This is a genomic window from Paenibacillus pectinilyticus, assembly GCF_001700435.1.
Classification (GTDB): domain Bacteria; phylum Bacillota; class Bacilli; order Paenibacillales; family NBRC-103111; genus Paenibacillus_E; species Paenibacillus_E pectinilyticus.
This window is the reverse complement of the sequence record NZ_LYPC01000002.1, coordinates 61,156-74,048: the sequence shown is the minus strand read 5'-3', so window position 1 is coordinate 74,048 and position 12,893 is coordinate 61,156. Positions and strand designations below refer to the sequence as shown.

The 12,893-nt window shown below is 46.2% G+C and carries 12 protein-coding genes; 9 read left to right on the top strand and 3 right to left on the bottom strand.

The window, feature by feature from the left end; translation table 11 throughout:
* Positions 1-15 precede the first annotated feature (15 nt).
* Both A8709_RS00575 and A8709_RS00570 read left to right on the top strand, forming a co-directional pair.
* A complete protein-coding gene (locus tag A8709_RS00575; protein ID WP_065850275.1) occupies positions 16-840 on the top strand; it encodes a C39 family peptidase in 825 nt (274 codons plus the stop codon).
* Positions 841-853: 13 nt separating this feature from the next.
* Entirely contained in the window at positions 854-1,279 is a 426-nt protein-coding gene (locus A8709_RS00570; RefSeq protein WP_065850274.1) for a CoA-binding protein, read from the top strand.
* A gap of 82 nt (positions 1,280-1,361) precedes the next feature.
* On the opposite strand, the gene A8709_RS00565 is transcribed toward A8709_RS00570, so the two are convergent.
* Positions 1,362-1,928 carry an NAD(P)/FAD-dependent oxidoreductase gene (locus A8709_RS00565; protein WP_065850273.1) on the bottom strand — a complete coding sequence of 189 codons (567 nt, stop codon included), beginning with the start codon at positions 1,926-1,928 and terminating at the stop codon, positions 1,362-1,364.
* Between the two features lie 292 nt (positions 1,929-2,220).
* On the opposite strand from A8709_RS00565, the gene A8709_RS00560 reads away from it, so the two are divergent.
* The 6 genes from A8709_RS00560 to A8709_RS00535 all read left to right on the top strand — a co-directional run bounded on the left by A8709_RS00560 (position 2,221) and on the right by A8709_RS00535 (position 8,925).
* Positions 2,221-4,110 (top strand): glucose PTS transporter subunit IIA, encoded by a 1,890-nt coding sequence (locus tag A8709_RS00560; protein WP_065850272.1) that lies wholly within the window; start codon positions 2,221-2,223, stop codon positions 4,108-4,110.
* Positions 4,107-5,855, top strand: coding sequence for a phosphoenolpyruvate--protein phosphotransferase (ptsP, locus tag A8709_RS00555; RefSeq protein WP_065850271.1), 1,749 nt, complete (start codon positions 4,107-4,109; stop codon positions 5,853-5,855). The genes A8709_RS00560 and ptsP overlap by 4 nt, the downstream gene beginning before the upstream one ends.
* A 1-nt stretch (position 5,856) precedes the next feature.
* Complete coding sequence (locus tag A8709_RS00550) at positions 5,857-6,399, top strand: type 1 glutamine amidotransferase domain-containing protein (protein WP_065850270.1); 543 nt, start codon at positions 5,857-5,859, stop codon at positions 6,397-6,399.
* Positions 6,400-6,523: 124 nt separating this feature from the next.
* Positions 6,524-6,931 (top strand): hypothetical protein, encoded by a 408-nt coding sequence (locus A8709_RS00545; RefSeq protein WP_065850269.1) that lies wholly within the window; start codon positions 6,524-6,526, stop codon positions 6,929-6,931.
* 185 nt (positions 6,932-7,116) lie between these two features.
* Positions 7,117-8,118, top strand: coding sequence for a catabolite control protein A (ccpA, locus tag A8709_RS00540; RefSeq protein WP_065850268.1), 1,002 nt, complete (start codon positions 7,117-7,119; stop codon positions 8,116-8,118).
* A 105-nt stretch (positions 8,119-8,223) separates the two neighbouring features.
* On the top strand, positions 8,224-8,925 hold the full coding sequence (locus A8709_RS00535; RefSeq protein WP_065850267.1) for a 5'-methylthioadenosine/adenosylhomocysteine nucleosidase: 702 nt from the start codon (positions 8,224-8,226) through the stop codon (positions 8,923-8,925).
* Positions 8,926-9,002: 77 nt separating this feature from the next.
* Here the strand turns inward: A8709_RS00535 and A8709_RS00530 are convergent, their stop codons facing one another.
* Together A8709_RS00530 and A8709_RS00525 are read right to left on the bottom strand one after the other, a co-directional pair.
* Positions 9,003-10,190: an acetoin utilization protein AcuC gene (locus A8709_RS00530; protein ID WP_425262300.1), complete on the bottom strand. Its 1,188-nt coding sequence runs from the start codon at positions 10,188-10,190 to the stop codon at positions 9,003-9,005.
* 69 nt (positions 10,191-10,259) lie between these two features.
* Positions 10,260-10,898 (bottom strand): GNAT family N-acetyltransferase, encoded by a 639-nt coding sequence (locus tag A8709_RS00525; RefSeq protein WP_065850266.1) that lies wholly within the window; start codon positions 10,896-10,898, stop codon positions 10,260-10,262.
* A 221-nt stretch (positions 10,899-11,119) separates the two neighbouring features.
* Between A8709_RS00525 and acsA the strand changes: the two genes are divergently transcribed.
* Positions 11,120-12,844 (top strand): acetate--CoA ligase, encoded by a 1,725-nt coding sequence (gene acsA, locus A8709_RS00520; protein ID WP_065850265.1) that lies wholly within the window; start codon positions 11,120-11,122, stop codon positions 12,842-12,844.
* The last annotated feature ends 49 nt before the right edge of the window (positions 12,845-12,893 follow it).

The following is a 12,893-nucleotide window of genomic DNA, read 5'->3' as shown; positions in this document are numbered from 1 at the left end:
AATGGGTGAGTCAGCATGAGGATTATTTGGCAAGGTTTGAAGGTGACGTTTGGACTGTTTCTTGTTGCAGGTCTTACATTTGCAAGCAGTGTATTTGCTGTCTTGCTGTATGCGAAGGCAACGGGGAAAGAGCCGACCTTTTTCGCATCTGGTCCAGTAGTCTTGGCAGCTGATAAGCCTGCAGCAACGACGAAGGTTACTGCGAAACCGACACCGTCACCAACTGCGATTCCGATAATGAAATCAGCGATGCTGGATGTACCCGTGGTTGAACAATTGCCTGAATTACCAGCAGGATGTGAGATCACAAGTCTCACGATGCTGTTACAATTCTACGGTGTTAACAAAGCGAAGATGGAGCTTGTTTCGGAGATGCCTAGAGACAGCACACCAGCAAAGCTGAATGCTGATGGTTCCATTGGATATTGGGGTAACCCCAATACAGGGTTCGTCGGTGATGTTACCCGTAAACAAAGAGGCTTCGGTATTTATCACGCAGGTTTATTCCCTCTGTTGAAGAACTATGTGCCTCAGGCCATTGATATCACGGGAGAGGCCTTCGAGTTGTATGAAAAGCAAGTTGCCAGCGGTATTCCTGTCATTGTTTGGACGACGATTGATTATAATCAACCGTATAAATGGGTAACCTGGGATACACCGATAGGCCCGATCCAAACCACGTATTCGGAACACGCGGTAGTGCTTGTTGGATATGACGAGACGAATGTCTATTTAAATGATCCGTTAAGCGGGAAAAAGCAGCTACAAGTGAATAAGTCTCAATTTATTGACAGTTGGACAGCTATGGGGAAACAGGGCCTTACCTACTTGAATAAATAGGAGGATGATCCACATGACATTTGAAAATCCGTCAAGGGAACACATCAAAGATTTGCTTGCAAAAGCGGGAAATATTGCTGTAGTCGGCTTATCGGATAAGCCAGATCGCACATCTTATATGGTTTCAGCAGCGATGCAGAGCCGAGGGTACCGGATCATACCTGTGAATCCAAATGCAGAAGAAATTCTAGGTGAGAAGTGCTATGCTTCGTTATCAGATATCCCTGAGCCTGTTGATATTGTTAATGTGTTTCGACGTGCTGACCAAGTTGTGCCTGTCGCTGAGGAAGCGGTAAAAATAGGAGCCAAGGTATTTTGGCTGCAGTTGGAAATCGTAAATGAAGAAGCGGCACGAATTGCGAGTGAAGCGGGCTTAGAAGTGATCATGGATCGGTGCATTAAAGTTGAAGATGCGATTTTGAATCCCCGAAACAACTAAATTCCGCCTTGTAAAATCAAATAAACCGCTTATCGGCAGCCTTATGTAGGCATCGATAAGCGGCTTTTTCAATTAGGGGAAATTAAGCTTTTAAAACATCATGATCGACATAGCGCTCGCCGTTCAGTTCGCTGATGACATTGACAGCTACTTTCGCACCATCGCCAGCCGTGATAATCGTGTGCATGCTGACACCTGCAGTCGTTCCAGCAGCCCACACGCCTTTTAGACTCGTATTGCCTTGTGCATCACAATCGACAATCGATTTAATTCTTGGCTCTGTGCCAGCTTTTGTTGCGATACCTGCTGCTTCAGCAAGTTCTACGGATAAGCCAGTTGCCAGAATCACATGCTTGCCTTCATAAGTACCGCTTTCTGTTGTAACCTGAAATCCTTCATCGCTTTTGAGAAGCGCAGAGGCTTTGCCTTGAACGAATTCGGTACCGAATTTAGCGGCTTGCTTTTTACCGATGTCAACTAAATCCGGTCCGCTAATCGCTTCTACGCCATAATGATTTTCTACCCAAGCACGTTTCGTTACGCTTTGTTCATTGTCAATGACCAATGTCTTCTTACCTGCTTTGGAAGTGAATAATGCTGCGCTTGCGCCTGTAGGTCCTGCACCAATAATAATAACATCATACGACATGAGAGTAGTTCCTCCTAGGATTATGAAATAGGTTACCCATAAAGTATGACAGTAACTTACCTACTTAGTCAACTTTTACGTTTCGTAAGTAGGTATCCAACGAAAGTCATGCTCGGGATGCTGCTTATTTTATTTTTGACAAACGGACGAACAAGCTTTACGATTTGATAAGAGAATCTTATTATTAGGTTAATATTGCGTGAATATACGGGTAAGACACTCTTCGAATTTGCTAAGGAAGATGGTTATGAAGTCAGTTTTCTAACGAAAACTTTAAGGAGGTAGCGTTCGTTTGAACTGGATGGGGAACTTACAACAGCTTGGCCGCTCCTTAATGCTGCCTACCATTGCGCTTCCGATTGCTGCTGTGCTGCTTTGTCTAGGGGATTTACCTTGGGATGTCATACATGCTTCTAGCTTTGGGGATATGCTGACTTTAGCTGGAAACACAGTCTTTGATTATATACCGATTATCTTTGCTGTCGGTGTAGCATTGGGATTAACGGAGAGTGCCGGGATAGCTGGATTATCAGCTATGCTAGGTTATTTTATGTTTACCCGTCTCATTGAACACGGACTGGGCTCGCAGTTTCAATTAGGCGTTTCTGGCGGCATCTTGATTGGCTTATTGGCTGCGATCATTTATCATCGCTGCAAGGAGATCAAGCTCCCTGAATACATACAATTTTTTGGTGGACCCCGGATGGTACCGCTCGTCATGGGACTCGCAACCTTGATTGTATCTTATATTATGATCGCGATTGGCCCTACATTAGAAACGGTCATGAGCAAGATTTCAAGCGGTTTACTTGGATTGGGCGGGTTCGGGGCATTTATCTATGGGATTGCTCATCGTTTGCTTGTCCCCTCTGGTTTGCATCATATTTTAAATAACTTTTTTTGGTTTCAAGTAGGTGCCTATGAAACGCCATCCGGGCAATATGCTTATGGGGATTTACCGCGATTCTTTGCGGGTGATCCAACCGCGGGTACCTATATGGCAGGGTTATACCCCATTATGATGTTTGCTTTACCTGCGATTGCATTTGCGATTATCGGTGAAGCTCGGGAAGATTTAAAGCCGAAGATCAAGGCAACATTCTTGACGGCTGCACTGGCTTCCTTTTTAACCGGCGTGACGGAGCCTATTGAATTTGCTTTTCTTTTTGTGGCGCCCTATCTATTTGTGATTCATGCGATTCTCTCCGGTGTAGCCATGTGGCTGGCTTACGAGCTGAATATCCATCATGGGTTTTCTTATTCTGCTGGAGCGATTGATTACATCATTAATTTACACTTGTCGCACAATGGCTTATTGTTACTGCCTATTGGCGTGGTGTATGGGTTACTTTATTATTTCTTGTTTCGCTGGGCGATTCAACGGTTTCAAATTCCTACTCCTGGCAGAGAAGAGGGTTCATCCTTAGAAGAGTGGGCGGGAGACATCCCGTATCGTTCACCGCTGATTTTGCAGGCACTTGGTGGGAAAGACAATATTAAGAAGATTGAAGCCTGCATTACCCGATTGCGACTTACGCTTGTCAATGATCGTCTGATGGACATCACGGCATTACGACACTTAGGAGCAGCAGGCGTCATACGTCTTGGAGGAGGCAATGTTCAAGTCGTGTTTGGAACATTCTCAGAGCTTATTCGCGAAGAAATTATGAAAGTATTACGCAAAGACATTCATGTTGTGTTGTTTACTTCGCCTATGCAGGGGCGTATGATCCCAATCGAAGAAGTGCCGGATCGCATTTTTGCATCACGCTTGGTGGGTAATGGCGTTGCCTTTATTCCTGAAAAAGGGGAGTTGGTATCTCCGGTTGCAGGGACCATCATGCACATTTATCCGACGATGCATGCGCTTGGTATTTTGACAGATGAAGGGCTCGAGGTTCTGTTACACATCGGTATCGACACGTCCAGTCTACCAGGCAAATGCTTTAATGCGGTGGTGAAGGAAGGCGATCGCGTGGAAGCAGGTCAGTTACTTGTGAAATTTAATTATAATAAAGTCAAGAAATTCGCATCGTCCTTAGCGACACCAATGATTATTACGAATCCGGACATTGTGAAGTCTTGGAGCTTTGCACCATTCAAGCCAGTTAAGAAAGGCCAAGGCTCTGTTATGTCCGTTGTCCTTAAGCCAACTAAATCCGAGGGGGGGACGAACGGATGATTAGAGGAGTAGGCGCGTCATCAGGAATTGCCATGGGGCAAGCATTTGTGATTCCCACCTGGGAATGGGATTTTCCCGAGAAAATGATTGATGTCACTGATTTAGCGTATGAGTTCGAACGCTTGTATGATGGTATTCGACATTCGAAGGATGAGCTTGAACTCATTAAACAAGAGATTAAAGAAGTGGTTGGGCAAGAACAAGCGTATATTTTTGACGCGCATCTGGCGATTTTGGAAGACCCGATTTTCATGAATGAGATCCAAGGCATTATTGAACTGCAATATAAGGCCGCTGAAGTTGCGGTTAAGGAAGTCATTGATAAATTTGTCGGTATGTTTAATTTGATTGATGACGAATACATGAAGGAACGCGCGCTGGACATCAAGGACGTCGGGAATCGTCTCCTAAAGCATCTCTTAGGCGATACAAGCACAACTGTGCCTCCTATTGACCATCCTTATATTCTAGTGGCCAAAGAGCTCACACCGTCCCAGCTGGCGCATCTGGACCCGACGAACGTGCTTGGTTTGTTAACGATTCTCGGGGGGACACATTCCCACGTATCGATCATGGCCCGCGCGATGTCGGTTCCCTATGTACTCGGCTTGGAAGGGAAATTGCTGCGTCCTATTCAAAATGGCGATTTCCTCATTATTGATGGCCAAGAAGGCACGTTATACATTAACCCAGATAAGCTCACAATTGAGAGATATCAGGCGCGTAAGAAAAACTGGCTTGAATTCAAAGAAAGTTTGCAAGAAATTGCCGATGTCGCACCGCTGACCTTAGATAAGAGTCTAGTGAATCTGCATGCTAATATTAATTCTGTCATGGAAATTGACCAAGTGCTGCGAAATGGCGCTTCGGGTGTAGGCTTATTCCGTACAGAATACTTATATATGGATCGCGATTCGCTGCCTAGCGAAGAGGAGCAATTTGAGGTGTATCGCCACGCGGCTATTCAGCTCAAAGGTCGTCCCATTGTCATACGTACACTGGATATCGGCGGAGATAAGAAGCTGGACTATATGCCGCTTGCCAAAGAGGATAATCCATTCCTCGGCTATCGGGCCATCCGGATTTCTTTGGACCGTTCGGATTTATTTATGACACAGATTAGAGCGATCCTTAGAGCCAGTCATTTTGGTAATGTGAAAATCATGTACCCGATGGTGACATCTCTAGATGAAGTCCGTCAGGCGAAATCATATTTAGAGCGTGCGAAGTTAGAACTGAGTGCCCTTGGTGTCCCCTATAACGCCAATATCGAAGTAGGCCTTACGATTGAAGTTCCCGCGGCAGCCATCATTGCGGATGTGCTTGCAAGTGAAGTGAATTTCATGAGTATTGGTACGAATGATCTCGTGCAATATGTATTAGCTGTAGATCGCATGAACGAGAATATCGCGCACTTATATAATCCCTATCATCCAGCTGTTATTCGATTACTCAAAACTGTCATTGACGCAGGCAAACGTGCGGGGATTCCAGTAGGGGTATGCGGGGAGATGGCGGGAGATATTCGCGCACTGCCGATTTGGCTTGGGCTCGGCATTGAAGAGCTGAGCATTTCCGTACAAACGTTATTACAAGTGAAACATCGGTTACTAAGTAGTGATGCCGCGACGTGCAAGTCCTTGGTAGATCGCATTCTGCTTTGCAGAACGAGTGATGAAATTATCGAGTTGCTTGCTCAGACAGAACAATTGGAACAAACGGAATCTATTGTAGGGGGTAATTGAGATGGAATTAGCAGGCTTGAAAGTTCTTGCCTTTGTCGATGAAGAATTTGAAGATTTAGAAATGTGGTATCCTGTTTACCGATTGCGCGAAGCAGGGGCAGTTGTTGATCTCGTTGGTCCAAAAGCTAAAACGGTATATCATGGCAAATATGGTGTGCCTCTCACCACGGATTATGCCTTTGATGAAGTGAAGTCCTCCGATTATGTTGGCCTTTATGTACCAGGTGGCTGGGCGCCCGATAAGCTACGCCGCTATGCTGACGTTATTCGGCTAACCCAAGAGTTCCATGCGGATGCAAAGCCAATCGCACAAATTTGCCACGCAGGCTGGGTCTTGATTTCAGCTAAAATCGTAAATGGTTATACCATGACATCGACACCAGGTATTCGTGATGATATCGAAAATGCAGGTGCAACTTGGCTGGATGAAGAAGTGGTCGTTGACCGCAATATCATTTCAGGGCGTCGCCCGCCAGATCTGCCAGCGTTTTCCAAGCGATTTGTCGATGAATTGGCTGCGTTTAGCATACAACAGGAAAAGTAATAGCTCGCTTCCAAAGGTGGCAAAAACTACTATGCATATTTCAGAAGGAAATCTGACGATATCGTAGAATAACTTAGTACAAGCAACTCATGTACATGCCGCCTGCCAGTGAAGGAGTGTTAGAATGCAAAAGTATTGTAAGTGCGGACGCACGATGAACCTTCGTCTGCGTACGGTTATTTATCAGAACAAAGTAGATATTGAGAATGTACCTATCTATTCTTGTGAGGCCTGTGGCCGAAGTGAGGTTGTCCCTCATGTGAAACCGGAACTTACGGGTTTGATCGGTAAACTAGGGAGCAAACCAGAGAAGCAGCAATTTTTCTTCCACGAAGTTTCGGAGGTTGCTTTCTTGCTGCTAAAAGTAACAGAAAAAGAGCGTATGAATGATTCTATGGAGAAAATTGTTGAGGAACGAATTAACGAGCTTCTGGACATTATGTTACTAGCACAATCGCTAGGAGACGAACCATGGGCTGATGAAATTCGCAAACGGTTGTCACAGATCACTCAAAGCGCAATTTCGACATAAGAAAATAGGGTGGCCAATCCTTTCAGGGTTGGCTTTTATTGTTTTTTGTGACCCTTTTGAAAACAAAATGAAAATTATTTTCAAAGCATTTTCATTTTGCATTGCAAGATGGTTTAATTTGTCGTATCATAACGATAATAAACTACTAGGTTCGCAGAATACTTGTGAAAATGGAGAGAGTAACCGTGACCGTAACCATTTATGATGTAGCGAGAGAAGCTGGCGTTTCCATGGCAACCGTTTCTCGTGTTGTTAACAACAACCCGAACGTGAAGCCGCAAACCCGTAAGAAGGTTTTTGAAGCCATTGAACGATTAGGTTACCGTCCTAATGCGGTAGCAAGAGGTTTGGCAAGTAAGAAGACGACAACTGTCGGCGTAGTTATTCCTGATATTTCGAACTCCATCTTTGCTGAAGTTGCACGTGGCATTGAGGATATTGCAAACATGTATCATTACAACATTATTTTGTGTAATGCAGACAAGAAGAAAGAAAAAGAAATTCGTGTTATTAATACGTTGCTTGAGAAACAAGTGGATGGACTGCTCTTTATGGGTGGAGTTGTAACAGAAGAGCATATTCAAGCATTCCGCACTTCTTCCGTTCCTGTTGTCCTTTGTGGTACGAAGGATGAGAACCAAGCGATGGCTTCCGTCGATATCGATCATGAGAAGGCTGCTTTCGATGCTGTTAACGTTCTAATCGAAGCAGGGCATCGTGATATTGCTATGATCTCTGGAACCTTGCAAGACCCTGCAAACGGGTTCGCTAGATACCAAGGTTACAAGCGTGCGCTGGAGACAGCAGGTATTCCTTTACGTGATGAGTACGTACGCATCGGGAACTACCGTTACGAGTCCAGTGTAGATGCGGTCAACTATTTCTTGGAACTTTCACCGAAACCGACTGCAATTTTCTCGGCTACGGATGAAATGGCAATTGGCGCTATTCATACGATTCAAGATAATGGTCTTCGTGTTCCAGAAGACATTGCAGTGATCAGCGTGGACAACATCCGTATGGCATCCATGGTAAGACCAACATTAACAACAGTTGCTCAACCGATGTATGATATTGGTGCGGTGTCCATGAGACTACTGACGAAATTGATGAACAAAGAATCAACGGATAATATGCAAGTGATTTTACCGCACGAAATCATTAACCGGCATTCTGTGAAAGCATAAATTGCAAGGAATGATCAATAAACCTCTAGTCGCGTTATTCCTTTGTGGAATTAGCGCGGTGGAGGTTTTCTCATGTAATCAACATCGAAAGTGAGGAAATGAAACATGACGTGGAACAAAATTGCCCTTATTGGCGCGATGAACGAAGAGATTGAGCTGCTGGTTGCTCATATGACAGATGTACGTGAAACTGTGAAAGCAGGGATTACGTTCCGTGAAGGGACGTATTTTGGCAAGGATGTCGTTGTGTGTCGGACAGGTGTAGGGAAAGTGAATGCAGCGGTTACGACGCAGATTTTGATCGATCAGTTTGGTGTGGAGGCTGTTATCTTCACAGGTGTAGCTGGGGCGCTTGATCCTGAACTTCAAATAGGGGACCTTGTTATTTCCACAGAATGCGTACAGCATGATATGGATGTCACTGCACTTGGCTTCCCGCGCGGTGTTATCCCCTATGCAGATAATTCGGTTTATAAAGCTGATCCTAAGCTTGTGGAATTAGCCGCAGCATCTGGAGAGAAATTATTCGCCGGGAAGGTGAAGATGGGCAGAGTGCTATCTGGTGACCAGTTTATTGCTAGCCGTGAGGTTGTGGCAAGTCTTCATCAAGAACTTAACGGTGTTTGTGTCGAGATGGAAGGTTCTTCGGTTGCTCAGGTGTGTGCGATGAATGCCATTCCGTATGTCGTCTTACGTTCCATGTCCGATAAAGCGGATGGTTCTGCGCATGTGAATTTCGCGGAGTTCACCGTCATTGCGTCGGAGAATTCGTATAAAATGGTGGAAGATATGGTTAAGCATTTATAGAAAGAAGAGCACTGTACCTTTCTTCTGAAAAGAAGAAGCTCAGAGTATGCCCGACGTGGCGAACTCTGAGCTTCTTTTTATTTCAAATACATCATCGCCAGTTCCTTCGTATGCCGGTTCTTCTCGGCAATCGCTTGGCGCCGTGGAATCGGCACCCACGATTCCACAGGATCCAGCCACGTCTCCACGAGTGGGACGGGGCTCTTGCCCTGCCAGGCGTCCAGCCACGCCTGGGGCAGCCTCAGCTGGGGCTCCGCCTCCAGCTGACCAGGAAGGGCCTGCTCGCTCATAACGAGCCAGAGCAGGCTCCAAGCCCGCGGTACGACACGCCAGATGTCGTACCCGCCGCCCCCGAGCGCGACCCACCGACCTTCGCACCATTGGTGCGCAAGTCGATGGATAAGCTCGGGCATAGCCTTGTACACGCGCATGGAGCAATGCACATGCGCGAGCGGGTCGAAGGCATGGGCGTCGCACCCATGCTGCGAGATAATGACGTCCGGCTGGAAGCGGGCGATCAGCTCGGTTAACACCTCGCTGAAGCATTCCAGCCAGGAGTCATCCTCGGTGTAGGGCTCCACCGGGATGTTCACGCTTGTACCGAACGCGTCGCCTTCTCCGCGTTCATTCACAGCCCCTGTGCCGGGGAATAAATATTTCCCCGTCTCGTGAATCGAGAGCGTGCCGACCTGCGGATCGGCATAGAAGCTCCATTGCACGCCGTCCCCGTGGTGGACGTCCGTGTCAATGTACAGCACCTTGGCGCCGTAGGCTTCCTTGGCGTACGCAATCGCTGCCGATGCGTCGTTGTAGACGCAGAAGCCTGCGCCTTTGCTCTGGAGGGCGTGATGCAGGCCTCCGCCCAAATGTAAGGCGTGCGGGGCTCTGCCGGACATGACGAGCTCTGTGGCAAGGATGGAGCCGCCTACAACCTTAGCTGTGATGTCGTGCATCCCAGGGAAGTAGGGGGTGTCGTCCGTGTCGAGCCCGAAGCGAGCGGCCTCACGGACCCATCGTTCGTCGGGTACAGGCGCGCTAAGCGCCTTAACTGCCTCGATATAAGCAGGGGCATGCACCCGCAGCAGGTCTGCCTCTGTCGCAGCGCTGGCCGTGAGCAGAACGCTGTCCGGGAGTGCGCCGGATTTGCGCAGCAAATCAACCGTCATGATGAGACGGTCTTGATTGAATGGATGGTCATCATTGAATTTGTAATGAATTTCTTCATCGTCATATATAAACACAGGTTGCGTTAACTTCATGTTCATTTTCCAAATTCCCCCGAATTGGCTTACAATTTCGTTTGAAGATTTGCCATGACTTTTTTTCTCCCAGAGCTAATACATAAACCGCTGTTGAAAACGTACGCGATCGAATTGCTCAATGGAAGAGATCGGCACATGTTTGCCAATTCTCACCATGAGACAGTTCGCCGGATGTGAGCAAATCTCAGGATCATCCGTTGCGAACCAGATCATATCGACGCTTTTCATGAGCTTTTCCATCATTTGTCGGTATTCCCATACCGTTAATTTGCTGGATTCCAAATCCCAATGCCAATAGTATTCCGTTGTGAAGCAAATGACATTTTCCATTTGTTCACCTTCAAAAGCAAGCTGAATCATTTTTTTGCCTAAACCAATGGCTCTGTAATCGTCTGCAACCTCGATGGCGCCAAGCTCAATCAGATCCTTCATATTGCCTTGTGACCATCGCTCAATTTCGTCCGCATAATGGAAAGTCACATAACCTACAATGGTCGAACCGTCCCGTGCCAGAATAATTCGGCCTTCGGGTAAACCCGCAATTTCGATCAATGCTTCGAGTTGTTCTTTGGGTCTGCGAAAGGCATCGAGCTTCGAGTGCATCGTGAGTTCTTGTAATTTTTCAGGTGCAACAGGACCCTCAATGATAATTTCGGGTTGGTCGGGAGCAGTGCGCAAGCTGTGTGAGTGATAAATTTTGATATGCTGCATAACCTTGGCTCTCCTTCTAAAAAACAACATGATAAGCGTTTCCTTCACTAGGATTCATAGTATTTATATACCAAATTTCATCTGGAAATCATAGCAAAACTTAATCATAGGCGAATAATTTGTATTGTGTTATAATAGAATATGTCAAAAATCGATCACATTTTGCTCGAATACTTCAGTAAAGTGAAAGCGGTTTATCTCGTGAGGAGGGTTTTACGTTTATGGATCAAATGAAAGATGAACTCATTGAATCAGTATCCCTTAATCCTAACATGGAAAATTACGAACAAACACATGCGACATTTGATTGGACAGACATTGAGAAAAACTTTTCCTGGTATGAAACAGGCAAAGTAAACATGGCTTATGAAGCCATTGACCGTCATGCAGAAGGCGCGAAGAAAGACAAAATTGCTTTGTATTACAGCGATAGTACGCGTGACGAAGCAATTACATTTGGACAAATGAAAGAGAGATCGAACCAATTCGGTAATGTCCTTAGAGGACTAGGCATTGGCAAAGGTGAGCGCGTTTTCATTTTCATGCCACGTACGCCTGAATTGTATTATTCTTTACTAGGTTCCCTCAAAGTAGGCGCAGTTGTTGGACCGCTTTTTGAAGCTTTCATGGAAACGGCCGTACGGGACCGTTTGGCTGATAGCGAGGCTGTTGCGATTATCACGACGCCTAGTCAGCTTTCACGTGTACCTTACAGCGAATTGCCGCATCTGAAGCATGTTATTCTCGTTGGAGAGAACATTGAGCTTGGAGAAGGACAAGTTGATTACCACAAAGAAATGGCGAACGCATCAACCGAGCTTGAAATCGAATGGTTAGATCGTGAAGATGGTTTAATTATTCATTATACCTCTGGCTCAACTGGGAAGCCAAAGGGTGTTTTCCATGTTCAAAATGCCATGCTTCAGCACTATTACACGGGGCAAATTGTTTTGGATCTTAAAGAAGATGATATCTATTGGTGTACAGCCGATCCAGGTTGGGTAACGGGAACGTCATACGGAATCTTCGCTCCATGGCTTAACGGTGCGACGAATGTCATCCGTGGCGGACGCTTTAGTCCACAGGACTGGTACAACACCCTTCAGAAATATAAAGTAACGGTATGGTACAGTGCACCAACGGCATTCCGTATGTTGATGGGTGCGGGAGACGATGTTTCGGCAGCGTATGATTTGTCTGCACTTCGCCACGTATTGAGCGTTGGGGAGCCTTTGAATCCCGAAGTCGTACGTTGGGGCATGAAGGTATACAATCAACGTATTCATGATACGTGGTGGATGACGGAGACAGGTGGGCAATTAATTTGTAATTACCCGTCCATGACGATCAAGCCAGGCTCCATGGGTCGCCCAATTCCGGGCGTGGATGCGGCTATCATTGATGATGCAGGGAATGTACTGCCTCCGAATCGCATGGGGAACCTTGCTATCAAGACTCCTTGGCCATCCATGATGCGCAAAATTTGGAACAATCCTTCTAAATACGAAGAGTATTTCCGTTTGACAGGTTGGTATGTATCTGGTGACTCCGCTTATCAGGATGAAGATGGCTATTTCTGGTTCCAAGGCCGTGTAGATGACGTTATCAACACAGCGGGTGAGCGAGTCGGTCCTTTCGAAGTTGAAAGTAAGCTTGTTGAGCATCCAGCTGTTGCTGAAGCAGGGGTTATTGGTAAACCTGATCCGATGCGTGGCGAGATCATCAAAGCATTTATCGCTTTGCGCGAAGGCTTTGTCGCTTCAGATGAACTGAAAGCTGAAATTTCGAAGTTCGTCAAAGAAGGGCTTTCTGCCCATGCTGCACCACGGGAAATCGAATTTAAGGACAAGTTACCCAAAACACGCAGCGGTAAAATCATGCGTCGTGTATTGAAAGCATGGGAGCTTAACCTGCCAACAGGCGATCTTTCTACAATTGAAGATTAATTCCTATTACAGAAGCTTTCTCTGCATCTTTCGGGATGTGGGGAAAGCT

What these genes read in the sequence shown, in the direction of transcription:
- A8709_RS00575 (WP_065850275.1), top strand. Translation starts at nt 16, where the DNA reads ATGAGGATTATTTGGCAAGGTTTGAAGGTGACGTTTGGACTGTTTCTT.
- A8709_RS00570 (WP_065850274.1), top strand. Translation starts at nt 854, where the DNA reads ATGACATTTGAAAATCCGTCAAGGGAACACATCAAAGATTTGCTTGCA.
- A8709_RS00565 (WP_065850273.1), bottom strand. Translation starts at nt 1,928, where the DNA reads ATGTCGTATGATGTTATTATTATTGGTGCAGGACCTACAGGCGCAAGC.
- ptsP (WP_065850271.1), top strand. Translation starts at nt 4,107, where the DNA reads ATGATTAGAGGAGTAGGCGCGTCATCAGGAATTGCCATGGGGCAAGCA.
- A8709_RS00550 (WP_065850270.1), top strand. Translation starts at nt 5,857, where the DNA reads ATGGAATTAGCAGGCTTGAAAGTTCTTGCCTTTGTCGATGAAGAATTT.
- A8709_RS00545 (WP_065850269.1), top strand. Translation starts at nt 6,524, where the DNA reads ATGCAAAAGTATTGTAAGTGCGGACGCACGATGAACCTTCGTCTGCGT.
- A8709_RS00535 (WP_065850267.1), top strand. Translation starts at nt 8,224, where the DNA reads ATGACGTGGAACAAAATTGCCCTTATTGGCGCGATGAACGAAGAGATT.
- A8709_RS00530 (WP_425262300.1), bottom strand. Translation starts at nt 10,190, where the DNA reads ATGAACATGAAGTTAACGCAACCTGTGTTTATATATGACGATGAAGAA.
- A8709_RS00525 (WP_065850266.1), bottom strand. Translation starts at nt 10,898, where the DNA reads ATGCAGCATATCAAAATTTATCACTCACACAGCTTGCGCACTGCTCCC.
- acsA (WP_065850265.1), top strand. Translation starts at nt 11,120, where the DNA reads ATGGATCAAATGAAAGATGAACTCATTGAATCAGTATCCCTTAATCCT.